This window comes from Mesorhizobium sp. M0207, assembly GCF_040321995.1.
Taxonomy (GTDB): domain Bacteria; phylum Pseudomonadota; class Alphaproteobacteria; order Rhizobiales; family Rhizobiaceae; genus Mesorhizobium.
On sequence record NZ_JAMYSQ010000013.1, the window covers coordinates 43,980 to 67,978 of the forward strand.

General features: G+C 63.3%; 20 protein-coding genes. 7 read left to right on the forward strand and 13 right to left on the reverse strand.

Features of this window, described 5'->3' with window-relative positions:
- Positions 1–68: 68 nt before the first annotated feature.
- Complete coding sequence (gene secA / locus NKJ15_RS18260; RefSeq protein ID WP_352816602.1) at positions 69–2,801, forward strand: preprotein translocase subunit SecA; 2,733 nt, start codon at positions 69–71, stop codon at positions 2,799–2,801.
- A gap of 159 nt (positions 2,802–2,960) precedes the next feature.
- Here secA and NKJ15_RS18265 read toward each other — a convergent pair whose 3' ends face one another.
- Complete coding sequence (locus NKJ15_RS18265) at positions 2,961–5,615, reverse strand: helix-turn-helix transcriptional regulator (protein WP_352816605.1); 2,655 nt, start codon at positions 5,613–5,615, stop codon at positions 2,961–2,963.
- A gap of 142 nt (positions 5,616–5,757) precedes the next feature.
- On the opposite strand from NKJ15_RS18265, the gene NKJ15_RS18270 reads away from it, so the two are divergent.
- The 3 genes from NKJ15_RS18270 to NKJ15_RS18280 all read left to right on the forward strand — a co-directional run bounded on the left by NKJ15_RS18270 (position 5,758) and on the right by NKJ15_RS18280 (position 6,982).
- The gene (locus tag NKJ15_RS18270; RefSeq protein ID WP_023677971.1) at positions 5,758–6,030 is read left to right on the forward strand and encodes a DUF4242 domain-containing protein; all 273 of its coding nucleotides are present in this window, start codon (positions 5,758–5,760) and stop codon (positions 6,028–6,030) included.
- Positions 6,031–6,097: 67 nt separating this feature from the next.
- Positions 6,098–6,319, forward strand: coding sequence for a hypothetical protein (locus NKJ15_RS18275; protein WP_352816608.1), 222 nt, complete (start codon positions 6,098–6,100; stop codon positions 6,317–6,319).
- Between the two features lie 162 nt (positions 6,320–6,481).
- A complete protein-coding gene (locus tag NKJ15_RS18280) occupies positions 6,482–6,982 on the forward strand; it encodes a hypothetical protein (protein ID WP_352816610.1) in 501 nt (166 codons plus the stop codon).
- A 152-nt stretch (positions 6,983–7,134) separates the two neighbouring features.
- Here the strand turns inward: NKJ15_RS18280 and NKJ15_RS18285 are convergent, their stop codons facing one another.
- From NKJ15_RS18285 to NKJ15_RS18300, 4 genes are read right to left on the reverse strand one after another with little or no spacing between them, the layout of a single operon-like run.
- The gene (locus NKJ15_RS18285) at positions 7,135–7,995 is read right to left on the reverse strand and encodes a restriction endonuclease (RefSeq protein ID WP_352816611.1); all 861 of its coding nucleotides are present in this window, start codon (positions 7,993–7,995) and stop codon (positions 7,135–7,137) included.
- 12 nt (positions 7,996–8,007) lie between these two features.
- Entirely contained in the window at positions 8,008–8,262 is a 255-nt protein-coding gene (locus NKJ15_RS18290; RefSeq protein ID WP_352616917.1) for a hypothetical protein, read from the reverse strand.
- A 42-nt stretch (positions 8,263–8,304) separates the two neighbouring features.
- A complete protein-coding gene (locus NKJ15_RS18295) occupies positions 8,305–9,966 on the reverse strand; it encodes a hypothetical protein (protein ID WP_352816614.1) in 1,662 nt (553 codons plus the stop codon).
- Positions 9,881–12,094, reverse strand: coding sequence for an Eco57I restriction-modification methylase domain-containing protein (locus NKJ15_RS18300; RefSeq protein WP_352816615.1), 2,214 nt, complete (start codon positions 12,092–12,094; stop codon positions 9,881–9,883). The genes NKJ15_RS18295 and NKJ15_RS18300 overlap by 86 nt, the downstream gene beginning before the upstream one ends.
- A gap of 314 nt (positions 12,095–12,408) precedes the next feature.
- Here NKJ15_RS18300 and NKJ15_RS18305 point away from each other — a divergent pair, with 314 nt between their 5' ends.
- The 3 genes from NKJ15_RS18305 (at position 12,409) to NKJ15_RS18315 (ending at position 15,908) form a co-directional block, all read left to right on the forward strand.
- Entirely contained in the window at positions 12,409–13,809 is a 1,401-nt protein-coding gene (locus NKJ15_RS18305) for a lipopolysaccharide biosynthesis protein (protein ID WP_352816751.1), read from the forward strand.
- Positions 13,809–15,089: a GNAT family N-acetyltransferase gene (locus NKJ15_RS18310; RefSeq protein ID WP_352816618.1), complete on the forward strand. Its 1,281-nt coding sequence runs from the start codon at positions 13,809–13,811 to the stop codon at positions 15,087–15,089. The genes NKJ15_RS18305 and NKJ15_RS18310 overlap by 1 nt, the downstream gene beginning before the upstream one ends.
- A gap of 210 nt (positions 15,090–15,299) precedes the next feature.
- The gene (locus tag NKJ15_RS18315; RefSeq protein WP_352816621.1) at positions 15,300–15,908 is read left to right on the forward strand and encodes a hypothetical protein; all 609 of its coding nucleotides are present in this window, start codon (positions 15,300–15,302) and stop codon (positions 15,906–15,908) included.
- A 266-nt stretch (positions 15,909–16,174) separates the two neighbouring features.
- Here NKJ15_RS18315 and ssuD read toward each other — a convergent pair whose 3' ends face one another.
- From ssuD to NKJ15_RS18355, 8 genes are all read right to left on the reverse strand, one after another.
- Positions 16,175–17,323 (reverse strand): FMNH2-dependent alkanesulfonate monooxygenase, encoded by a 1,149-nt coding sequence (ssuD, locus tag NKJ15_RS18320; protein WP_352503200.1) that lies wholly within the window; start codon positions 17,321–17,323, stop codon positions 16,175–16,177.
- 42 nt (positions 17,324–17,365) lie between these two features.
- On the reverse strand, positions 17,366–18,214 hold the full coding sequence (locus NKJ15_RS18325; RefSeq protein ID WP_352616933.1) for an ABC transporter permease subunit: 849 nt from the start codon (positions 18,212–18,214) through the stop codon (positions 17,366–17,368).
- Positions 18,211–19,005, reverse strand: coding sequence for a taurine ABC transporter ATP-binding protein (locus NKJ15_RS18330; protein WP_352471351.1), 795 nt, complete (start codon positions 19,003–19,005; stop codon positions 18,211–18,213). The genes NKJ15_RS18325 and NKJ15_RS18330 overlap by 4 nt, the downstream gene beginning before the upstream one ends.
- Before the next feature lie 69 nt (positions 19,006–19,074).
- Entirely contained in the window at positions 19,075–20,082 is a 1,008-nt protein-coding gene (gene tauA / locus NKJ15_RS18335; RefSeq protein ID WP_352471352.1) for a taurine ABC transporter substrate-binding protein, read from the reverse strand.
- A 254-nt stretch (positions 20,083–20,336) separates the two neighbouring features.
- Positions 20,337–20,927, reverse strand: a complete 591-nt coding sequence (gene msuE / locus NKJ15_RS18340) for an FMN reductase (RefSeq protein WP_352471353.1) — start codon at positions 20,925–20,927, stop codon at positions 20,337–20,339.
- A gap of 73 nt (positions 20,928–21,000) precedes the next feature.
- Positions 21,001–22,056: an aldo/keto reductase gene (locus NKJ15_RS18345; protein ID WP_352816624.1), complete on the reverse strand. Its 1,056-nt coding sequence runs from the start codon at positions 22,054–22,056 to the stop codon at positions 21,001–21,003.
- 19 nt (positions 22,057–22,075) lie between these two features.
- A complete protein-coding gene (locus tag NKJ15_RS18350; protein WP_352471355.1) occupies positions 22,076–23,023 on the reverse strand; it encodes an ABC transporter ATP-binding protein in 948 nt (315 codons plus the stop codon).
- Entirely contained in the window at positions 23,001–23,999 is a 999-nt protein-coding gene (locus NKJ15_RS18355; protein ID WP_352471356.1) for an ABC transporter ATP-binding protein, read from the reverse strand. The genes NKJ15_RS18350 and NKJ15_RS18355 overlap by 23 nt, the downstream gene beginning before the upstream one ends.

Consider the following 23,999-nt stretch of genomic DNA (forward strand, 5'->3'; position numbering starts at 1 on the left):
ACGTTGAGTTGATGGGGCCAGCCGGCGCCCGTCGCAATGACTTGGAATGCTATCGAAAGGGCCATTGGATGGTCAGTCTCGGCGGTCTCGCCCGTAAGGTTTTCGGCTCCTCCAACGATCGTCGGGTCAAATCGACCCGGCCGCGCGTCGAGGCGATCAATGCCATGGAAAACGAGATGCGGGCGCTTTCCGACGCCGAGCTTCAGGCCCGCACCGACAAATTCCGCCAGGACATCGCCAACGGCGCCAGTCTCGACGACCTCCTGGTGCCGGCCTTCGCCACCGTGCGTGAGGCCGCCCGCCGCGTGCTCGGCATGCGGCCGTTCGACGTGCAGCTGATCGGCGGCATGGTGCTGCACAATGGCGGCATCGCCGAGATGCGCACCGGCGAAGGCAAGACGCTGGTGGCGACGTTGCCGGTCTACCTCAACGCGCTCGCCGGCAACGGCGTCCATGTCGTCACCGTCAACGATTACCTGGCCACGCGCGACTCCGAATGGATGGGCCGCGTCTACAAATTCCTCGGCCTCAAGGTCGGCGTCATCGTCCACGGCCTGTCCGACGAGGAGCGCCGCGTCGCCTACGCCGCCGACGTCACCTACGCCACCAACAACGAGCTCGGCTTCGACTATCTGCGCGACAACATGAAATACGAGCGCGCCCAGATGGTGCAGCGCGGCCACAGCTACGCCATCGTCGACGAGGTCGATTCCATCCTGGTCGACGAAGCGCGCACGCCGCTGATCATTTCCGGTCCGCTCGAGGACCGTTCGGAAATGTACAACACCATCGACACCTTCATCATCCAGCTGCAGCCGCAGGACTACGAGATCGACGAGAAGCAGAAGACGTCGATCTTCACCGAGGAAGGCACCGAGAAGCTGGAGAACATGCTGCGCGATGCCGGCCTGCTCAAGGGCGAGGCGCTCTATGACGTCGAGAACGTCGCCATCGTCCACCACGTCAACAACGCGCTGAAGGCGCACCGGCTGTTCCAGCGGGATAAGGACTATATCGTGCGCAACGGCGAGATCGTCATCATCGACGAGTTCACCGGCCGCATGATGCCCGGCCGCCGCTATTCGGAGGGCCTCCACCAGGCGCTCGAAGCCAAGGAGCATGTGGCGATCCAGCCGGAGAACCAGACGCTCGCCTCGGTCACCTTCCAGAACTATTTCCGCCTCTACAAGAAGCTCGCCGGCATGACCGGCACGGCGCTGACCGAGGCCGAGGAATTCGCCAACATCTACAATCTCGACGTCACCGAGATCCCGACCAACCTGCCGGTCATCCGCATTGACGAAGACGACGAGGTCTACCGGACGGTCGAGGAGAAATACAAGGCGATCGTCAAGGAGATCAAGGAAGCCCGCGCCAAGGGCCAGCCGACGCTGGTCGGCACGACTTCCATCGAGAAGTCCGAGCAGCTGGCCGAACGCCTGCGCAAGGAAGGTTTCAAGGATTTCGAGGTGCTGAACGCCCGCCACCACGAGCGCGAGGCGGCGATCGTCGCCCAGGCCGGCAAGCCCGGCGCCATCACCATCGCCACCAACATGGCCGGCCGCGGCACCGACATCCAGCTCGGCGGCAATGCCGACATGCGCATCGCCGAGGAGCTTGGCGACATGCCGGCCGGCCCCGAGCGCGAAGCCAGGGAAAAGGAAATCCGCGACGACATCGCCCGGCTGAAGGAAAAGGCGCTCGCCGCCGGCGGCCTCTACGTGCTGGCCACCGAACGCCATGAATCGCGCCGCATCGACAACCAGTTGCGCGGCCGCTCGGGCCGCCAGGGCGATCCCGGCCGGTCGAAATTCTTCCTGTCGCTGCAGGACGATTTGATGCGCATCTTCGGTTCCGAGCGCATGGACGGCATGCTGCAGAAGCTCGGCCTCAAGGAAGACGAGGCGATCATCCATCCGTGGATCAACAAGGCGCTGGAAAAGGCGCAGAAGAAGGTCGAGGCGCGCAACTTCGACATCCGCAAGAACCTCTTGAAATACGATGACGTCTCGAACGACCAGCGCAAGGTGGTGTTCGAGCAGCGCATCGAGCTGATGGACGGCGAGGGCCTGTCCGAGACCATCACAGAGATGCGCGAAGGCGTCATCGAGGAGATCGTCGCCAAGAACATTCCCGAAAACGCCTATGCCGAGCAGTGGAACGTCGCCGGGCTCAAGGCCGAGATCGCCGAATTCCTCAATCTCGATCTGCCGGTCGAGGACTGGGTCAAGGAAGAAGGCATCGCCGAGGACGACATCCGCGAGCGCGTCAGCCAGGCCGCCGAGGCCGCCGCCAAGGAACGCGCCGAGCGCTTCGGCCCCGACGTGATGACCTATGTCGAGCGCTCGGTGGTGCTTCAGACGCTCGACCATCTGTGGCGCGAGCACATCGTCAATCTCGACCATCTGCGCTCGGTCGTCGGCTTCCGCGGCTATGCGCAGCGCGATCCGCTGCAGGAGTACAAGGGCGAAGCGTTCGAGCTGTTCCAGGCGATGCTGGGCAATCTGCGCCAGGCCGTCACCGCGCAATTGATGCGCGTCGAGCTGGTCCGCCAGGCGGCGGAAGCGCCGCCGCCCGAGGCCCCCGACATGTTCGGCAGCCACATCGACGGCTTCACCGGCGAGGACGATTTCGAAGGCGGCGAGACGGCCGTGCTGGTCCGCCAGGAGACCAACGCCATCGTCGCCCCCGAAGACCGCGACCCGAAGAACCCGGCCACCTGGGGCAAGGTCGGCCGCAACGAGGCTTGCCCGTGCGGGTCAGGGAAAAAATACAAGCATTGTCATGGGGCGTTTGCGTAAGGCACTGCTTTCCTTCGCCCCGTTCACGGGGAGAAGGTGCCCGAAGGGCGGATGAGGGGCAGCGCGGACTTTCGCCATTGGCCAATCTCCCCACCTGAGGGGGAGATGGCCGGCAGGGCAGAGGGGGGCGCGAAGGATCGCGACCCGAAGAACACAGGCTCAAATCAACCCCGAATCGCGCGCCGCGGCGGTGGCTTCGCCGCGCGAAACCGCGTCCAGCTTGCCCAGAACCGCCGAGACGTGGTGATCGACCGTCTTCGGCGAGATGGTCAGCTGCTCGGCGATCCGCTTATTGGAGAAGCCGCGCTCGATCAGTTGCAGCACCTCCATCTGGCGCCGGGTCAGGCCGGCGCGATTGGCGCGCGTGGTTCGGCGCGGCCCCCTTGCGATGCCGTTGACACCGTTGCGGCGCATGATATCGCGCAGGTGAACGGCGACCGGCCTGGCGCCGAGGCTTTCGAAAATCTCCAGCGCCAGGCGCTGCGCGGTCTCGTTACCCTCTGCCAACGCCAGCCCGCGTTCGTAGGGCGCGTTCATCTCGGCCCATAGTTCTGCCGCCGCCTGCCAGTCGCCGGCGAGCAGCAGGCGGTAGGGCGCAGCCATGCCGATGGTGTCGCCTGGATCCATGTCCGGCGCCAGCTTCTGCCGCCACGTCGCCAGCTCGCCGAAACCCGCCCGCGTCGTCGACAAGCTCTCAGCCAGTGCGATCAGGCCGAGCGCCTCATCCTTGTCAGCCTGGCCGAGCCACGCCCGTTCGGCCATCAGCGCCGCATAGGGCGCCAGCCGCTGCAATTCCAATCCCTTGTCCAGGAACTGCGTCATTTCGGCAAACAGCGGCTCGGCGGACGGGTCGCCGCGCCGTATCCGCAGCTTCGCCAGGGCGACCACGGCGGGATAGCGGACCAGCATCGTTGCCTGTTCATTGGCGATCACCTCGAGCGCCTCGCCGGCAGCCTCTTCCCATTGCCCCTGGCGCAGCAGCAACTGGGCCAGCACGCCGCGCATATAGTCGCGCCAAGTGACGAGGTCGTTTTCGACGCAATAGTTGATGCCGCGATCGAGGAACGACCGCGCCTCAGCGAAGCCGAGCTGGTTCATCTCGCTGCAGGCGCTGTTGGTGAAGGCGCGCGCCGCATGTTCCTGAAAATTCTGCTCCAGCGCGATCTCCAGGCTGCGGGCAAGGTGCAGCCGTCCGTTTGCCAGATCCAGCCACTGCTCGGCGCTGCCGACATTGTTGAGCGCGTGGCAGACGATGTCGGGCCGGTTCAGTTGTTCGGCGAGCGCAATCGCCTTGTTGCCGAGCCGCAGCGTGTCGTCGAGCCTTTCGGCCAGCATCGCCAGTTGCGAGAGGTTGGAATAGGCCATGGCGAGTTCCGGCCCGGCCGGCGCGGTCTCCAGCAGCTGAACCGCCTGCTCGCCAAGGGCATCGGCAGCCATGCGGTCGCCAAGCAGGTAAGCAAAGCGCGACAGCCACCTGAGGCAATCCCCTTCCTTCGCCGTATTCCCCTGGGCCTGATGCAGCCGGCGCGCCTGGTCCTGCGCGGCAATGGCCTCGTCGATCTTGCCGATGAGGTGGCACTCGAAGGCATATTTCTCATGGAGCGCCGTGCGCTCCTCCACCGGCAGGCTGTCGGCCTGCCGCAACACGGCTTCATAGAAGCCGGCCGCATCGCGATGGGCGCCGACGCGGGAGGCCTCGCGCGCCGCAACCGGGGCCAGCTCGCGCACTGCCTGCAGATTGTGCGCCTCCACCGCGTGATGCACCAGGCGGCCGGTGGAAACCTCACTGTTTTCGAGCAGGGCGGCCAGCGCGCGCTGGTTGAACTGTAGCCGGTGGCTCGTCGTCAGCATCGCCTCGATGGCGCGGCGGGCGATCTCGTGCCGGAACGCATAGCCATCGCCCAGATCCTCCAGCAAGCCGTTGGCGACGCATTCGGCAAGCTGGCCGGCGCTGGCGACGCCGCACAGGCCTTGCAACGCCCAGGCGTCGGCCCGGCGTGGGAACACCGACACCGCGTCGAGCATCGCGCGGGCGCCGGCCGACAGGCGCTCGGCCCGCGCCAGAACCGCGTCGCGCACGCTTGCCGGCAGCGCCGTTTTTTCCTCGCATCCGCTGCACAACAGCTCGGTGACGAAAAAGGCGTTGCCCGCCGTCGCCCGGTAGATGGCGTCGCCATCACGCCCCGCCGCCTCGGCCAGCGACAGCACCGCCGACTCGCTGAGCAGCGGCACGTCGATGCGCGCGACGCTGCCTGCCGGTATCTCACCGAGCGCGCGGCGCACCCGCATCTGTCCCTCGCTGCGATCGGTGCGCGCCGTCAGCAGCAGCAAGAGATGCCTGTTGGCAATGCGCCGGCCGAGAAAGCGGACGAAATCGAGCGTCGCATCATCGGCCCAGTGCAAGTCCTCGATCACCAGCAGGGTCGGCTGCGCCTTTGTCTCGAAGATGTCGAGCGCATCCGAAAACAGCGGCAGCCTCTGTCCCTGCCGATGATCGATCGCCTGCGGCAGCGCCCATTGCGCGTCCCGCGCCAGATCGTAAAGCGGCCCGAGCGGATCGGGTATCGACAGATCCTCGCAGGCGCTGCGGAATATGCGCGTGGCTTGCGCAGTCCGGTCGATGAAGGCCTCGACAAGCGCGGTCTTGCCGGCCCCGGCCTCGCCAGCAAGCACCGCGACGCAGCCACGGCCGCGCCCGGCATCGGCCAGCAGCCCGTCGAGTCGCTCCAGCTGTGTCTGCCGTTCCAGAAGCATCATTCGCTCACGCAGATCGAGTTCGCCGAAAAGGCGGACCCGCGATGGACCCGCCAACATATCCCCCGTCCATAACGCTGCCAACATAGGGAATCATCCCGTCAAAAATGGGGAAAGGCTCCGATGTGCGCTCTTGCCGGGCGTGATCAATGTCGAGCCGCGCTCAAACCGGGCGTGACCCACTGGAGAAAGGAAGGCTTCCATGCCTCGTTATCTGATCGAACGCACATTCCCGGACGGCCTCAACGTGCCGATGAACGAAGCCGGCGCCGACGCGCTGGGCGGTGTCGTCATGCGCAATGCCGAAAAGGGCGTTACCTGGCTGCAGTCCTACGTGTCGCCGGACAAGAAGCGCAGCTTCTGCATCTATGACGCGCCCTCGCCCGAGGCGATCCGCAGCACCGCCCAGAAGAATTCGCTGCCTGTCGACAAGATCACGGAGGTGCGGGTTCTTGACCCCTACTTTTACCGTTGATGGCAGGCAAACCCCAAGTGGCGGACAAAAGGATGAGTATCAAACTGCCATTCGCGGCAATTGCGACATGCCTGATGGCATGCCGGTCGGCGAACCGGCGCCTGTCGTGGGAAACCCCGGCGGTTCCCTGCCTGGCCGTCTATGGCGGATCGCGGCGGCGCTGCCTTCGCGTCTGCTGGGCAGGCGGCGCCGGCTGCCCCCGCAAGACGATTATCTGAGGCAGGACATCGGACTGCCCGAACGCGAGCAGCGGCGCGAATACTGGGAATATTATTGGTGGGACCATTAGGCCGCCGCGCCGTTTGGACGGGCTGAAACAACCCGTGCAACCGGCCGCATCATCGCGGCCGACATGAAAACAGGACGAGCGACCTGTTTCGCAAAATTCCAACGGACGCCGCAGCGTTGAGCAGACCCGATCGGTGCGCGTCCTCAAACAACCGGAGAGAACATGAACATCAATCTTTGCACCGGGCGCCTTGCCGCCCTGGCCATCCTGTCGATCGCCGCCACCGCGGCCCAGGCAAAGGACGGCAATCCGCTGGCCGACATGGTACGAGCCGCCAACAGCCGCTTCGAGAATGTGGCGGCGGCGACCGCCGAGGGCTATGCGCCAATCCCCTGCGCCAGCGGCATCACCGGCGGCGCCATGGGCATCCATTACGTCAATCCCGGCTACCTCAAGGACGACGCTGTCGATGTCGCCAAGCCGGAAGCGGTGATGTACGAGCCGATGGCCGACGGCACGCTAAAACTGGTCGCGGTCGAATACATCACCTCGAAAGGCCCGGCCTCGCTCGATGGGCATCTGTTCAACTTCAACAGCGCGCCCAATCGCTATGGCCTCGGTCCGTTCTATGAGCTGCATGTCTGGGCCTGGAAGGGCAACCCGACCGGCGCCTTCGCCGACATGAACCCGAATGTTTCATGTGATGCGATGAAGGGGACGTAGAGGCGCCCTTTCCTTCTCCCCGTCATACGGGGAGAAGGTGCCCGAAGGGCGGATGAGGGGCAGCGCGGACGTCCGCCGTTGGCCAATCTCCCCACCCGAGGGGGAGATGGCCGGCAGGCCAGAGGGGGGCGCTGTCCCGCTGGCGTGACCAGCTAAAATCCTGCGAAGGCGGCTTCGTCCACAGTAACTTCCTCGACCATCTTCACCCTGACGCCGATCTTCTGCTCCTTCAGCAGGTCGCATAACCCATCGCCATCGATCAGGTCGATGGCCGGTGCGCCGTCGCGCACGGCTTCGCGCCGAGCATCCGCCGTAAAAGTACCGGTGGTGATAATCAGGCCCTTGTCCGCCCGCCCTACCATGGCGCCGCGAAAGTCCCGCACAACGCCTGCCCCGACTGACCCCTTCCAACGCTTGGACTGGAACAGCACGTGGAATGAAAGCAGGTTGACCCGCAATACGCCGGTACCGTCGATGCCGCCGTCGCCGCTCCTCCCGGTCACTTCGACCTTGATGAAACCCGCCTCTCGGAGAAGCCGTTGGCAAAGTCGCTCGAACGCTCCTGGATCCAGCGCCAAGAGGATGTCGAGCAATTGCTCGCGCCAATCCTTCAAGGAGATTTCCACTGCTTCCGCCTCAACCTCTACCCGCTCAGGGGTGACGACAACCTTCGCCTTGCGCAAAGCGGCGTCCGCTCGCCTGACGCTCCGCACGATCTCGTCCGGATTGAGTGACAACGCTGCACGGCCTTCCGCAGTCAGGGCCCACACGCCGCGCTCGCTATTATTCGTAAAGCCCGCATTCTTCAGCCAGCTCCGCGCCCAGGCGCAGCGATAGTCGAATTTCGACCTTGGCCCATCGCCAACCAGCACGGCCCGCGCCGTGTCGGAAACATTCATCAACACAGCCGTCTTGTCATCAATTTCTTCGATCGAAGCCGACCCGCCGAGGGCGTCCAGCGCCCTGAGAACCGGCACGAAGAACTCTGCGAAAGGTGGAACGAGCACTTTCATTCGGCTCTGCCCTTACGCCGCCTTAAGCCGTTCCAACTCCAACACAAAAGCAGCTCGTAAGGCCTCACCCTCTTCCGGCGGAAGCAGTAGCGTCAGTTCCGGAAATAGCTTTTCCCAGCTAGCCGTTTCCGCTTGACTCCATGGCAACCGCTCAGCTTGCCGAGCAAGCCGAAGCAGGCGGTTGAGGTGCTTGCGGATATAGGCGGCGTTAGGGGCACGAGGCTCGGTGACGGCGTGTTCGGTCTCGAAAAGCGAAAGCTGATCCATGCCGACTATCTAGGCGTTCGATAGGTCATTTGACGAGCGGTTTCAGGCATCGCGGCGGCGCATATGATCGTTTTCAACAAGAAGCCGTTCGTCCGCCGTTAACGCATAGAGCTGGAACAGGCGCTCGTTCATTTCCCGTTCGCCGGCTTCAATCGCATTCACGTCATCAGCTAACTCGCCGATGCGTTCGACAAACTGATGGGTGGCCGGCGAATCGGATTCGACCGGCGGTCGCCGCAGTTCGGCAGCGAAGCGGTCAGCCTCGCGCCACTTGCGGCTGAGGAATAGCCAGCGCCAATAGGCCTCTGCCAGTCGCCCGGCGCCGTCGTTGAGGTAGATGCGGTCAAGAATGATCGCGCCGCCGACATAGAGTCGAAGCTCACCCTCACGGAACGCCGCTTCGAGACGCCCACCACCATCAAGCGCCGCCTGCAACGCTTCGAGACGACTGGCCTCGAACTCGTTTAGCTGGGCTTCCGCCCAAGCGCGGCGTTCGCCTTGCAGCTTTAGCACTGCCGGTGCTTGCGCCGTCATTTCCGGCAGCTCTTGCAGGTCAGGCCAGAGCCAACGCGCCGGATGTCGCGCCCGCGCCAGGACAGAAAGCCGATCCTCGATGGAATGAAGCAGTTCGCGGCGGCGGGTCCAATTTCGCTGCAATTCACGAGCCCGGGCAGCGATCTCGGCACGGTCCTCCGGCGACACATTGGGGATCGGGAGAGGCGCAATGAACTGTTTGTTGGCTTCGAACCAGCCACCCTGTTTGGGCTTTCCGATCCGGCGGAAGACAAAGTCCGAAATCGGCCCGTTCAACACGCCGAGCAGATAGGACTGATCCGTTCCAGTGGCTGCTATGATGCCATTAACCCGGACATTGTTAAGGTACTTATCCGCGCTAGTGTCAGCGCAAACTCTCATTTCAGGAACTGTTTGCGCAACTATTAGTTTTGGGATGTCCTGTTTGTCGACATTCTGATGGCGCCCAAACCGGTACCAGTTGTCATCGTCGAATTTGTTTCCTTCTCGCGCTCGAAGTTCCGCTTCCCACGAAAGCAAATATTGCCATGCTCGAGGAAATCGCTGTTCCATCTCGTCGGCTGGGATAAGGCGCATGTTGCCGCGCGGGTCGCGTGCGTAGGGAAACAACAGATAAGTGTCAGTCGCAGGCTCTTCGTAGCGTTTTGCCTCGCCGCCAGAAATTAGCGGCTTCATGATCGCATCCTCGATCTCGACTTCACAGGCAGGCACCCCCTTTGGTGCACAGCGGTAGCGATTGGTTCCTATGCGGTCGAGATGATAGAAGGAATCAGCGCTTGTCTGGATACCGACGGTAATGCCGCTGGTCAGCCGCTGATCGTCAAGACGCAAGCAATCCCGCGCCAGTCGATCGATCAGCGCTCGTTCCGTTCCGGTCGCCATCAGCCATTCGCCATTCGCGGCAAAGGCGTTGTAGGGAACCGCCAGATCTCCATCCGACCAGTCTACATCATGTGCCTCGGCATCACCGCCGGGTGCGATGGCGATCCGAACCTGTGCACACGGTTCCTTGGTGAAGAATTGCACCGCAGTATAGGTTATGGCCTCATCGAATATCTGGTGGGCCTTGAAGTCGATCCAGCGGTCAAGCTGCCGCGTTCTGCGCACCAGCCTGCGCAGGCCTTCGCCATAGTGATTTACCGTCCACAGACTCGGCGCGATGTAAGCCATGCGACCGCCCGGTGCGAGTAGCCGCAGCCCCTTCTCGATGAACCGGAAGATAGAGGTCAGTGTTGCCAGTCTGGGCGCTGACGTAGGTGTCGTCACCTCGGTTTCCTTGCAGATAGGCAACCACGTCAGGATCGACCTTCATAAGGTTCTGCAACTTCACATAGGGCGGGTTGCCAAGGACGATATCAAAGCCGCCATCTGCGTCGTCGTCCGGCCAGACTTCGGGGAAAGCATCCTCCCAGTCGAAGCTGTTGATGCGCTCGATGTGATCTTGCATCCGCTCTCGCCCAGCCCAGAAATCATGGTCGACAAGACTGTTGCCGCACCGGATCGTGTGATCGAGCGAAGAGAGCGGTCCATCGGCGCGAGCCGAATGTAGCCACAGCGCCAGCTTGGCAATTTCCACCGAAGCCGGATTGATGTCGACGCCGTAGATGTTGTTGGCGAGGATGTCGGCGATCATGGGTGCCTCGCTGACAGCCGCCGCCACCCCTCCGCCCTTGGCGCGCTCGATGTCGCGATCCACCGCCATCCTTTCCTGCAGCAGGCGCCGGAAGGCAGAAATCAGGAATGCGCCGGAGCCGCAGGCCGGATCGACGATGCGTATCCCGCGTAGTCGCGCAAGATAAGCCTCCCCGGCGGAAAGGTCAGGCGCACCATCTTCTGCAGCAGGATAGCCGCTCGCCGCCCTAGCCTCCCTGAACCATGGACCAAGCGCCTGCTCGACCATCAGGTTCACCACCCATTCAGGCGTATAGTAGACACCGTCGCGCTTTCGCTTTGAAAGCTTGGCAACGCTATCACGGCCTTCCAGTTCGCCAGCGCGGTATTCGAGTTCGGTTATCGACTGTTCGAAAATACGGCCGAGAGTGTAAAGGCTCAGGCTTTCCTTCACATTACCGCGCGAGGCGTAGTTGTACCGCGCGCAGAGATAGAGCAGCGTGTCTCTATCGCTTTCAAGCGCAGCTTCGCCTGCACCCTGCTTCGCTGCCGCGAATACATGATTTGGGATGACCAGCGCGTTCATTGCTGGATTGGCGGCGAACAGGCCGCCATTAATATGCGGCACTCTTAGACCGCCAAACATACCGCCCTCATTCATGAAAGCGAACAGACGCTTGAAGAACTCCCAAAACTCCGACCCGTTGGGGTCATAATAGGGTTCGACGCTCCGGCTCTTTAGATGATCACGGATCATTTGCGGCGGAAACAGCATCCGCGCGCCCATGTCCTCACAGTAGAAGGCGAAAATGAATCGGTCGAGCAACGCCTGCGAGAGCCGAAGGAGTTCCGTCGGTGTGCCGTCGAATGTGGCGTTGTTCAGCCGCATGACCTCGAAAAGCCGCTCGCGAACCGCTTTGTAACGGTCGTAGAACTCACCTTCGAGCGCACGTTCCCGCACCCATTGTCGCTCGATGAGTCGCAGGAGCGGAGGGCGGCCCGCTTGGGAAAGTAGATAATCCCGCTGGAACAGTTTCCAAAACAAGAAGCGGTCGAACTGCGCATCCTCCGAATTGGTCAGCAGGTCATAGTTCTCCGCGAAGAGATCGGTGCGGCGGATGACGAAGCGGAGATATTCCGATGGAGCACGGTCCCACCAGTAGAGGCGAAACTCGTTCATGTCGGTGGCAATTCCCCACCACGGCTGCACCGGCTCATTGCCGAATAGGCCGCGCCGCGCGCCACGAATGTAGTTCAGGCATTGCTCGACGGGCGAACGGTTGCTGCCCTTGCGATTTTGCTTCGCGTCGAGCTTTGAGCGAATGTCCTTGAACTCGCAAAGCACCTGCGGCGTCGCGTGTAAGTCACCACCAAACCAGCCGAGAGCCAGGTCAGCCTCACCAGGACCACCGCCTGCGCCGTCACCGGCAATCCGAAGTTTGGGAATTATGGTCTGCAATTCGGGCGCTACTCGGCCCGCTTCGCCATACCCCCAGGTATCGACGAAGAAGGTTTGGGTGAACGCACCTTCCGCTTGTACTTCGCTTAGCTGGCGACGATTATCCCACTCGCGCAACCGCTGTATCAAGATCGCATCCGACCCCTCGCCGACATAGGCACGGAATTCAAGTTCCAATTCGGCACGAAGGAACGCCCGCGTTACGAAGCTGCGGCTGTCATCGAACATAGCTATGGACCATTTTCGGAAGCGGGTTCAAACTTGCCCGGAGTCTGGACAGGCATGGGCAGACTTAAGCTGATTCAGCGACTTACGTCACGCAAACAAATTTTTGTCCACCCGCTTTGTACCTTCCTCGCATCCCTGTATCGCGGTCCGGAGGGCATCGGAAGCGCTGCGGTGATCTTCCTCAGGCTCGGTTCCGATTTCGTCATGCCACCTGCATTGCCAACGACCGTACCCTCTCCCCACCCAACCGTTTCTTAATGTGTCTCCGCTACACCAACACCCTGTAAATTGGCGGAAAACGGAGTGTGATCGGGGTGCGCTTTTCCGCGGCGACGACAGCCGGGCGGTTCCTGCCGCAGCGCCTTGCGCTGCGCATCAGGCCGCTGCTTGGCCTGATCGATGCCGTGCTGTTCAGCGCCGGCGCGCGCGGCGAGGCCGGCCGCATGTCGCTGATCGCCTTTTCGGTCCGCATCGTCAGCGCCGTCATCGCCTTCGTCAGCCAGGTCTTGATGGCGCGCTGGATGGGCTCGTTCGAATACGGCATTTTCGTGCTCGTCTGGGTGACGATGGTCATCGTCGGCAATCTCGCCTGCCTCGGCTTCCACACCTCGATCATCCGCTTCATTCCCGAATATCGCGAGCGCGGCATGATGGCCGAACTGCGCGGCATCGTGCGGGCCAGCCGGCTGTTCGTGCTGGTTGCCTCGACGCTGATCGCCGGCCTCGGCGCGCTCGGCGTCTGGCTGCTGTCGGCCTTTATCGAAGACTACTATGTCGTGCCATTCATCCTCGGCATCATCTGCCTGCCGATGATTGCCATGTCCGACCTGCTGCAAGGGCTGGCGCGGGCCAATTCCTGGGCGCTGTTTGCGCTGTCGCCGACCTTTCTGGTGCGGCCGCTGCTGATCCTGGCGTTCATGGCGCTGATGCTGCTGGCGGGCTATGCGCCCGACGCCAGAACGGCGATCTTCGCCGCCATCGCCGCCACCTATGCCACCACGCTCGGCCAGCTTATCGGCGTGACGTCGCGCATCGACAAAAGGATCCCGGCCGGACCGATGAAATTGCATTTCGGCCAATGGTTCATCGTCTCGCTGCCGATCTTCCTGGTCGAGAGCTTCTTCTTCCTGCTCACCAATGCCGACGTGCTGATGGTCGGCGCCTATCTCGATCCCAACGACGTCGCCGTCTATTTCGCCACGGTCAAGACGCTTGCGCTGGTGCATTTCGTCTATTTCGCGGTCAAGGCCGGCGTCGCCCAGCGCTATGCGCAGTTCACCCATGGCGAGCCGCAAAAGCTCGCCGCCTTCGCCCGCGAAACCGTGTCGTGGACCTTCTGGCCGTCGCTGGCGATGGCGCTGCTGGTGCTGGCCCTGGGCGAGCCGATGCTGACCCTGTTCGGCCCGGAATTTTCCGCCGGCTATCCGCTGCTGTTCCTGCTGGTGTTCGGCGTCGTCGCGCGGGCCGCCGTCGGCCCTTGCGAAAGCCTGCTCACCATGAGCGGCAACCAGAACATCTGTGCTGCCGTCTACGCCATGACGCTGGCCTTCAACATCGCGCTTAGCGTCGTGCTGATCCCGCTTTTCGGTCTGTGGGGCGCGGCGATGGCCACCGTCTTCGCCATGATCTTCGAGGCCGGCGCGCTGTCCTTTACGGTCTGGCGCAAGCTCGGCATCGCCATGGTCATTTTCGTGCCCGCCAAAGGAGCCGCCTGATGGCTGCTGTCCCCTTGCTCGAGGAAACCAGCGGCGGCCCGGCCGGCGCCATGGTGTCCGGCCTTGCCGGGCTTGCCCGCGAAGCCGATCCCGCCCATGTCGAGATCCTCGCCAACAACCGGCCCGAGCGCAAGCTTGCCATCTATCCGGCCTCCGCCGGCTTCGACCTGGTCGAGGAGCTCGACTATCTCTGTACCCGCACGATCGAGCCCAACGTCTTCTTCAATCCGCGCTTCCTGGCGCCGGCCATGCCCAGGCTCGAGGACCGTGAGGTGCGGCTGGCGGTGATCCGCGACGGTGACCAGTATCGCAACCGGCTGCGCCTGCTGGTGCCGTTCTCGGTCGAGCGGCCGGCGGTGCCGCTCGGCGTTCCAGTCATGCGCACCTGGTCGAGCGCGTTCGGCCCGATCGGCACGCCGCTGGTCGACCGCGACGATCCGATCGGCGTGATCGAGGATTTCTTCGCGATGCTGTCCAGGCCGCATCTCAAGCTGCCGAAAGTCTTCGTGCTGCCCGACATAAGGCTGGACGGCCCGGTGGCCAGCCTGCTCGCCAGCGTCGCCGAAACGCGCGGCCTGACGCTGGTCACCACCGGCAAGGCCGACCGCCCGGTGCTCGAAAGCGAGCTCGACGGCGAGGAATATCTGAAGGCTTCGCTGCGCGCCCACCATTATCGCGAATTCCGCCGCCTGAAGCGCCGCCTTGCCGACCTCGGCCGGCTGGAGCATGTCGTGGCGCGCGGGCCGGACGAGATCCGCCATGCCATCGAGAATTTCCTGACGCTGGAGGCCGCCGGCTGGAAAGGCCGCGAGCGCACCGCCATGGCCATCGACCGCTACCGCGCCGCCTTCGCCCGCGAAGCGGTGCACCGGCTGGCCGAGCAGGATCTCTGCCGCATCCATTCGCTGACGCTCGACGGCCGCACCATCGCCTGCCTGGTCGTCTTCGTCGAGGCCGGCGTCGCCTACACCTGGAAGACCGCCTATGACGAGACGCTCGCTGCCTATTCGCCGGGCACGCTGCTGATGATCGAGGTGACCAGGCAGCATCTCGACGACCCCAACATCATGATGACCGATTCCTGCGCCGTGCCCGACCATCCGGTGATGAGCCGGCTGTGGAGCGAACGCAGGCCGATGGGCACGCTGGTGATCGGGCTGACGCCGGATGCCGACCGTCCCGCCCGCCAGGCGGCGTCGCAGCTTCACCTCTACCGCGAAACCCGCAACATGGCGCGCCTGCTGCGCAACCGGATGAGGAGCCTGCTGCGCCGGCGCTAGTGCATGGGGTCCAAAGTAGGCCCGACCGTCCGTCTCTGCACCGTCGGCTCTCTCGGGCCTAGGTCGTCAGGGTTAATTCTCCCGATCAGCGGAAAGGATTAGCATCGACGCAGTCCCAACCGGGATGAGGCGATCGATTACGGCCGCGCGTCCAGCATCACTGCCGCCTCGGTCCTGCACGGCCAGAAGAAAAAAATCTGGGAGGAATGCATGATGAAAACAACTCACCTCAGGCGTGTCGGTATCCTCACCTTGGCAGGTCTCGTTGGCGCGTGTCTGAACGCCGCCACTCCTCGGGCGGCCGAACCCGACAAAGCCGAGATCGATGCCCTGCGTAAATCGCTGTCCAGGTATGAAGACTACAAGGTTGCCATTCGCGAGCTTTATCTATCGACGGTAGGATGCGTCTTCTACAGCGGCGAAAAGGTAGAGGGGGCGATGGACTACCCGAAGGGCGCGATGGGCATCCATTTCGTCAACGTCACGACTGTCGGCCCGACCGCGGATCCGACGCGCCCCAATGTGCTGATCTATGAGCCGGTCGGCGGCGACTTGCGTCTAGTCGGCGCGGAATGGCTCGTGCCCTTGACGCCGGACACCAAGGAGCCGCCGAAGCTCTTCGGCCAGACATTCCAGGGGCCGATGGAGGGGCATTATCCGCTCATCCCCAAGGAGTTCCACCACTACGACCTTCACGCCTGGCTGTTCAAGGACAACCCGCTCGGAATGTTCAGCCCGACGAACCCGGACGTGAAATGCGACAATTATGCATTCCCGATGCCGGAGCAGCCGACCAAGATGGTGCCGGGGCCGATGTGAGCGACCTCGTTACCGCCTGAGGCTGTCGGAGGGGCCGGCCGCGGCCTCAATAGCAGTTATCCCAGGGGCTCCTGGGATAACGCCAGCCGAGCTCGCTTGAGCGGCCGGATATGGCCTGTCCTAACTTTATCCGGCGGTTAGCCAGGACGCTACTTGCTCTCGGTCGACTTCCCGAAAGCCGTGTCATTGGACCTAGCCGCAGCCTCGCTCCGATCGCCGCCGCGAAGCCACATGACATCGCTCTGGCCGACGCTGTCGGCAGGTCGTCACGAAGCGGACGCGGTGACTTTGGGGCGTCCGAACTCGACGTCCCAGCTGCGCTCCTGGGGTGCGGCTTCGCCATTCAGGCCGAGTTTGGGGAAAAGCAATTCAGCGACGTTGAACGCCTCTTCCAGATGCGGATAGCCGGACGCGATGATGGTTTCGATGCCGATCTCCTGATACTCGCGAATGCGCGCGGCAACATTGTCGGGATTGCCGACCAAGGCCGTTCCCGCACCGCCACGCACCAGCCCCGGTCCCGCCCACAGGTTCGGGCCGACGACCAGCCGGTCGCGTCGGCCCTGATGCAGCGCCGACATGCGCTTTTGGCCGACGGATTCCGAAATGTGGACAAATCCCTTCTGGGCTTCGGCGATCAGGTCGTCGGTGACGTGGCTGATCAGCCGGTCGGCCGCCGCCCACGCCTCATCCTCCGTTTCGCGTACGATCAGGTGAACGCGAAGCCCGAAGCGCATCATGCGGCCTTGCGCCGCTGCGGCTTCCCTGACGCGGGCGATCTTTTCGGCAAGCTGGTCCACCGGTTCACCCCAGCTCAGATAGGTATCCACGTGCTTGGCGGCGATCGCGATGCCGGCATCCGAAGAGCCTCCGAACCAGAGTGGCGGATGCGGCCGCTGAACCGGCGGGAAGGAAATGTCGGTGCCGTGGGCGGAAAGATATTTGCCGTCGAAATCCGCCGGCTCACCCGAAAGGATCCGCCGCCAGATCGTCAGGAACTCGTCGGTCTGTGCATAGCGCTCGTCATGACTGAGCTTGTTGCCGTCGCCGGCGAGATCGGCCGGGTCGGCTCCAGTGACGACATTGAGCAGGACACGACCACCGGAAATGCGGTCCAGAGTGGCCGCATGACGCGCAAACAGCGCCGGTGTTCCGCTGCCCGGCCGAAGTGCCACGAGGAACCTCAGCCGTTCGGTGAGCGGGATCAGCCCGGCCGCCACGATCCAGGCGTCTTCGCAACGCGTTCCTGTCGGCAGGAGCACGCCCTTGAAGCCAAGCCGGTCCGCAGCCTGGGCGATCTCCCTGAGATAGCCGAAGGTTGCCGGGCGGTGCCGCTCGTCCGTGCCGAGATACGGTCCATCGCCATGGGTCGGCAGATACCAGTAGAGGTCGAGCGGACGGGTGTTGCTGGACATCGGATTGTTTCCTTCAGCGATTGCGGAATGTCTCGGCAAGCGTCAGATCTTGCCCTTCCAGGGGATGAGGCGATGCTCCAGCCAGCGCATGCCGCTGGTAAAGGCGAAGGCAAGAATGGCGATGACGATGAGGCCGACGAAGACGACGTCGGTGGCGAGGAAATTGGCCGCCGACATGATCATGTAGCCGAGGCCCGACTGGGCCGCGATCAGCTCGGCCGCTACCAGCGTGGACAATCCGGCGCCGATGGCAATCTTCAGGCCGGTCATGATTTCCGGCAACGCGGACGGCAGGATGATGCTGGTGAAAAGTTGCAGCCGGCTCGCACCGAGCGACAGCGCGGCATTAATGCGTTCGGCCGGCACCGACCGGACGCCGGCCTGTGCGGCAAAACAGATCGGGGCGAAGGTCGACAGCGACAGGAGCACGATCTTGGACGTTTCGCCGATGCCCAGCCAGATGATCAGCAGCGGCAGGTAGGCCAAAGGCGGCAGACCCCAGTAGAGATCGATCGGAACGCTGAAGATGCCCTTGACCCAGCGATTGAGTCCCATCAGCAGGCCGAGCGGAACGCCCAGGAAAATGCCGACACCGAGCGCCGCGGCGATGCGGCCGAGGCTGGCGAGTGTGTGCTCGAGGAGCGTACCGTTGGCATAGCCATCGGCCCAGACGGCGCTGAACTGGGTCAGTACCTCGGCGGGCGACGGCAGGAACAGCGGCGACGCCCAGCCGAAGCGCGTGGCCAAAAACCACAAGGCGATGAGCGACGCCAGGGTGACCAGGCTGATGCCGAGCGTGCTTGTCGAAGCGGACCGGCGCGTCTTGGGAGACGGCGCGCGCTGAGCTATCGAAGACGAAAAAGAGGTTCCGGAATTGGCGGCGAGCGTCATTGCAAGGTTCCTGTGCGGGCGCCTTCCGGCTGGTGGATGAGCGAGCGGATTTCCTGCCGCAGTTCGATGAAACGCGGGTGGGACTGGATCGGCCCGATGTCGCCGCTCTCAGCGAAGTCGCGAACGAAGTCGGCGTCGAACCGGGCAACGATGCGGCCTGGTCGAGGCGACATCACAACAATGGTGGTGCCGAGCGTGAGGGCTTCCTCGATCGAATGGGTAATGAACAGGATCTGCTTGCCGGTCTTGGCCCAGACCGAGGCCAGAAGCTGCTGCATCGTCTCGCGCGTCAGGCTGTCGAGGGCGCCGAACGGCTCGTCCATCAGCAGGATCTTCGGATCGGTGGCCAGCGCCCGCGCGATGCCGACTCGCTGGCGCATGCCGCCGGACAGTTCATAGGGCGGCTTTTCGGCGAAATCGGCGAGCCCGACCAGTTCCAGCAGACGCCTCGATCGCTCATGGCGTTCGCCGCGCCGCACGCCTCGGTATTTCAGGCCGAGAGCGACATTGTCCAGCACATTGGCCCAGGGCAGCAAGGTATCTTTCTGGAAGACGACGCCACGATCGCCGCCGGGCGCGACAATTTCTTTTCCGTCCAGTGTGATCGTGCCTTCGGTGAGCGGCAGGAAGCCGGCGATCGCGTTGAGCAATGTCGACTTGCCGCATCCGGAAGCACCAACCGCGACAACGATGGAATCTGGAGCGATATCGAGCGAGACGTGATCAAGCGCGTGTACGTCCTGGCCATCCGAGGCCGGAAAGGTCACGCTGGCATCGCGGATCCGAAGCATGGTGGGCCTCCAAGCAGTCTGGCTGGCGAGAATTCCGCCAGCCAGAACCTGAATTTCGTCAGGTGATTTCTAGTTCGAGGCCTTGGCAGCGTCTGCGTATTCCGGATCGGCGAACGCGGCGTAGCTGTCCTTGATGGCGGTGATCTTGTGCTGGTCCTTCAGGAAGCCTGCGGTGTCCTTGAGGATTTTCGCAACGGCGCTCTTGTCGCCACCGCCCAGCCATTTGTCGGACACCTGCTCGTCGAGCGGCGGAACCACAGTCGTCTTCAACTGCTCCGAATTCTCGGCCGCCGTGCCGCCCTGCAATTTGGCGATCAGCTTGGCGCTCTCTGAGTCCGGTCCCCATGCGGCCGGGTTGCTCAGGTAGGCGGTGTTGTAGCCGTCGATCAGCCGGACATACTGGCCGAGGAAGTCGGGATTGGCCTTGGCGAACTCGCCGGTCACGACCAGCGCGCTGAAGGTCGGCGCGCCACGGTCGGCGACCTGGCCGGCTGTGAGCAGAACCTTGCCGTCCTTTTTGAGTTCAGAGAGTGCCGGATCCCAGACGAAGGCCCCGTCAATGTCGCCGCGCTTCCAGGCAGCGACGATTTCGGGCTGCGGAATGGCGATGACCTGGGTTTCTTTCTCCGAAATGCCTTCCTGCTTGAGGACGGCGAGAAGCTGGTAATGGTCCGTCGATACTGGCGCGGCCGCGAGCTTCTTGCCCCGCAGGTCGGCCGGCGACTTGATATCGGGCCGCACCACCAGGGCTTCTCCGTCACGGGAGACCGAGGAGATGTAGAAGGCCTTCACGTCGATGCCCCTGCTGACGGCTGCGGCGAACGGGCTTGATCCGACATCGCCGATCTGGACGTCGCCGGATGCGATGGCAGCAAAGATGTCAGCACCGGAATTGAAGCGGCGGTATTCGATGTTCCAGCCGGTTTTCTTGGCAAGATCGCCGTTGGCAATACCGAGGTTGTAGGGATTGGCACCGGTCTGGTAGGCGATGACGACTTTCTTGTCGTCGGCATGCGCTGCAGCGGATGTGGCCGCTATGGCAAGCCCGACAAGGGCGGCGGAAATAAGTTTTCGCATGGAGCCTTAATCCTTTTGAACAGAGGGCAAACCCCTCGACCGCCCTATTCAAAGAGCGTTGGATTAAAGTCCACTGATATTATAGACTTAGATAGCAATGGAATTCTTAAAATCAGCTCGCGCTTAAAAAAGAATTCGGATTTAGACGGCACCCTGTCGCCCGCGGGATTATTCAGGCGCAAAATGCGGAGTGCTTACGGGCCGCGCCTTGGCCATATATCGCCTATCAGGCACTTGCCTTGGCACTTTATCCGTCAGCCCGAAGCCGCCCGGACCGGTTGGCTCTTCGGCTGGCGCGCTGAAAGCAGGGCAACGAATTGATCCACGGCCTGCCCGGCCCGCGCCAGAACCAGCGAATCTACGAGCTTGCCGTCGGCAAAGTCGCTGTCACTGCCATAGACGGCGCTCGGCACCGTCAGGGCGGAGTAAAAGCCAAACAGCGGGCGAAGCTGATGTTCGACTACCAGCGCGTGGCGCTGGCCACCACCCGTCGCGCCGATCAGGACCGGCCGGTCGACGAGCGCCAGTGGATCGATGAGGTCGAACAGATGCTTGAACAGGCCAGCATAGGAGCCGTTGTAGACCGGCGTCGTGACGATCAGCGCGTCGGCCTGTTCGACCGCGTTTACCACATTCAGCGCCTCCGGCGTCAATTCCCTTCGCGTAAACGCAGCACCCAGGCCACGGCCGGCATCGACAAGATCGAGGAAATTTACTGTGACAGACAATCTTTCGCGCAGCGCCTCGCCGAGATGATGCGCCAGCGTCCGCGACTTCGACGGCCTGTGGGTGTTGCCCGAAAGCACGACGATGTTCTGGCGCAGCCGTTCGACGTGGAAATTCATGGGCTCTCTCATCTGTCCAAAGCAATTGGAAACGCGGGCGGGGCCGCCGGCCCCGCCATTTCGTCGGCGACCGTCAGGCGGCGCGCAGAGGCCGTGTCAGCGGGATCGGCGCGGCCGGCTCCGAACGCGGCACGCGGCCTTCGACCGGATGGCTCGGATCATTGAACCCATGCGTTGAGGCATGACCGGCAGTGACGAGGCGGTCGACAAAGGCCTCGTCCTCGGCGCTCAGCCTGAAGTCCAATGCCTTCGCATAGCTGTCCCACTGTTCCTCGGTACGCGGGCCGGCGATCGCCGCCGTGATCAGCCGGTTGTTCAACACCCAGGCCAGCGCGAAATCGGCGGCCGAGACGCCGCGCGACTTTGCGTGCGCCGCGATCTGCCTGGCGATCTCGATCGATTCCGGGCGCCACTCGGTCTCGGCGATGCGCTTGTCGCCACGGCCGGCCCGCGTGTCGGCGGCAGGCGCCTGGTTCGGCTCGTATTTGCCGGTCAGCACGCCGCGCGCCAGCGGGCTGTAGGAGACGACGCCAAGACCGTAATAGGCGGCCGCCGGCAGCTGTTCGGCCTCGGCGATGCGGTTGACGATGTTATAGAGCGGCTGGCTGGCCACCGGCCGGTCGATGCCGAGTTCATCGGCCAGATGCGCGACTTCGGCGATGCGCCAGCCACGAAAGTTGGAGACGCCGAAATAGCGCAGCTTGCCCTGGCGGATCAGGTCGGCGATCGCCCGCACCGGCTCTTCCAGCGGCGCATCGAAGACGGCGCGGTGGAAGTAGAACAGGTCGATATAGTCTGTTCCCAGGCGCCGCAGGCTGTTCTCGACCGTCTGGATCACCCATTTGCGCGAATGGCCGCCGAGATTAGGCCCCTTATCATGCGAGTTGACGAACTTGGTCGCCACGACCCAATGATCGCGCGTCACCTTGATACCGCGACCGACGACTTCCTCGGACTTGCCGTTGTGGTAGACGTCGGCGGTGTCGATGAAGTTGATGCCTTGCTCGCGCGCCTTGTCGATGATGCGATGCGCGACCGTCTCCTCGGTCGGCCCGCCGAACATCATCGTGCCCAGGCTGAGCGGCGAAACCTTCAGGGCGCTGCGGCCAAGATAGCGGTAGTCGGACATTTTTCTGCTCCGTTGAATTTCAGTTGATGGTTGGTTCGGCGTAGTGGCAGGCGACATGGTGTCCCGGCGCGATCGCTCGGAACGCCGGTTCCTGCGAACGGCACAGATCGGTCGCCAGCGGGCAGCGGGTATGGAAACGGCAGCCGCTGGGGATGTTCTGCGGGCTTGGCAGATCGCCATGGATCGGCGCGGCCTGACGTCGGCGCGCCGGGTCCGGCACGGCATCCATCAGCGCGCGCGTGTAGGGATGCTTTGGCGAGGTCCACAGCGCCGCATTGTCGGCGCTTTCGACAATGCGTCCGAGATACATCACCAGCACCCGGTCGGCGAAATAGCGAACGACTGATAGATCGTGCGAAATGAAGAGATAGGACAGGCCGAGCTGACGTTTCATGTCGACCAGCAGGTTCAGAATCTGCGCCTGGATCGAAAGGTCGAGCGCCGACACCGGCTCGTCGCACACAACCAGTTCCGGATTGAGGATCAGCGCCCGGGCGATGCCGATGCGCTGGCGTTGCCCGCCGGAAAATTCATGCGGGTAGCGGCCAAGCGAATCCCTCGGCAGACCGACACGCTCGATGATGTCCTCGACGATGGTGCGCCGCTCGGCCGTGTTGCCGATGCCATGGACCTTCAGTGGTGCTGTCAGGATGTCGCCGATCGTGTGGCGCGGATTGAGCGATGCGAACGGATCCTGGAAGATCATCTGGATATTACGGCGCGCCGCCTTCAGCCGGCGCGTGTCGAGAACGGTGATGTCGGTGCCGTTGAACTCGATCCTGCCGCTAGTCGGGTCGACCAGCCGCATGATGGTCTTGCCTAGCGTCGATTTTCCGCAACCGCTTTCGCCGACGAGACCAACCGTCTCGCCGCGTCCGACTTCGAGGGATACGCCATCGACGGCGCGCAGCGTGCCGCCCTGGGCGTGGAAATGGGTGGAAAGGTCAGAGACCGAGAGCAGCGCCATGCGCAACCTCCGGAATGAAGCTGTAGGGGCAGGCGACTAGACGATCCTCGCTCACCTCGACGAGGTCGGGTACGAAATGGGCGCAGCTGTCGCGCGCCACCGCGCAGCGCGGGCGGAACGGGCAGCCCTTTTCGCCGGCGGCCGAGACGATACTGCCGGGAATCTCCGTCAGCCTGGCGTCGCGGTAGTGGAGATTGGTCTTCAGCCGCGGCGACGCCGCCAGCAGGCCGCGCGTATAGGGGTGAAGGGGTGTTCTGAACAGTGCGTCCGGCAGCGCCTGTTCAACCTTGCGGCCGGCATACATGACGACGACCTTGTCGGCCCATTGTGCCACGACACCAAGATCGTGGGTGATGAGCATGACAGCCATCGACAGTTCGCGGCGCAGCGTATCGAGCAGGTCGAGCACCTGCGCCTGGATGGTCACGTCGAGCGCCGTCGTCGGTTCGTCGGCAATCAGCAGGCGCGGCCGGCAGGCGACGGCGATGGCAATCATGATGCGCTGGCGCATGCCGCCGGAAAGCTGGTGCGGATAGTCATCGATGCGCCGCTGCGGATCGGGAATGCGAACCAGATTGAGAAGCTCGATGGCACGGTTCCGCGCTGCCTTGCCGCGTATGCCTTCGTGCAGCGTCAGCACCTCGGTGATCTGCCGGCCGATGGTCAGCACCGGATTGAGCGACGTCATCGGCTCCTGGAAGATCATGGCGATCTCGCGTCCGCGCAGGCTCCGCATAGCCTTCTGGTCGAGACCAAGCAGATCCTTGCCGGCGAATTCGATCCTGCCATTGGGTATTTTCGCCGAGCGCGGCAGAAGCTGCATCAGGGCGAGCGCGGTCAGCGACTTGCCGGAGCCTGATTCACCAACGATCGCCAGCGTCTCGCCCTCACCGACCTCGAAGCTCAGCCGGCTGACCGGCTCGGCGGTCGGGAAGCGAACCGTCAGATTGTCGATCCTGAGCAAAGGAGCCGCCAT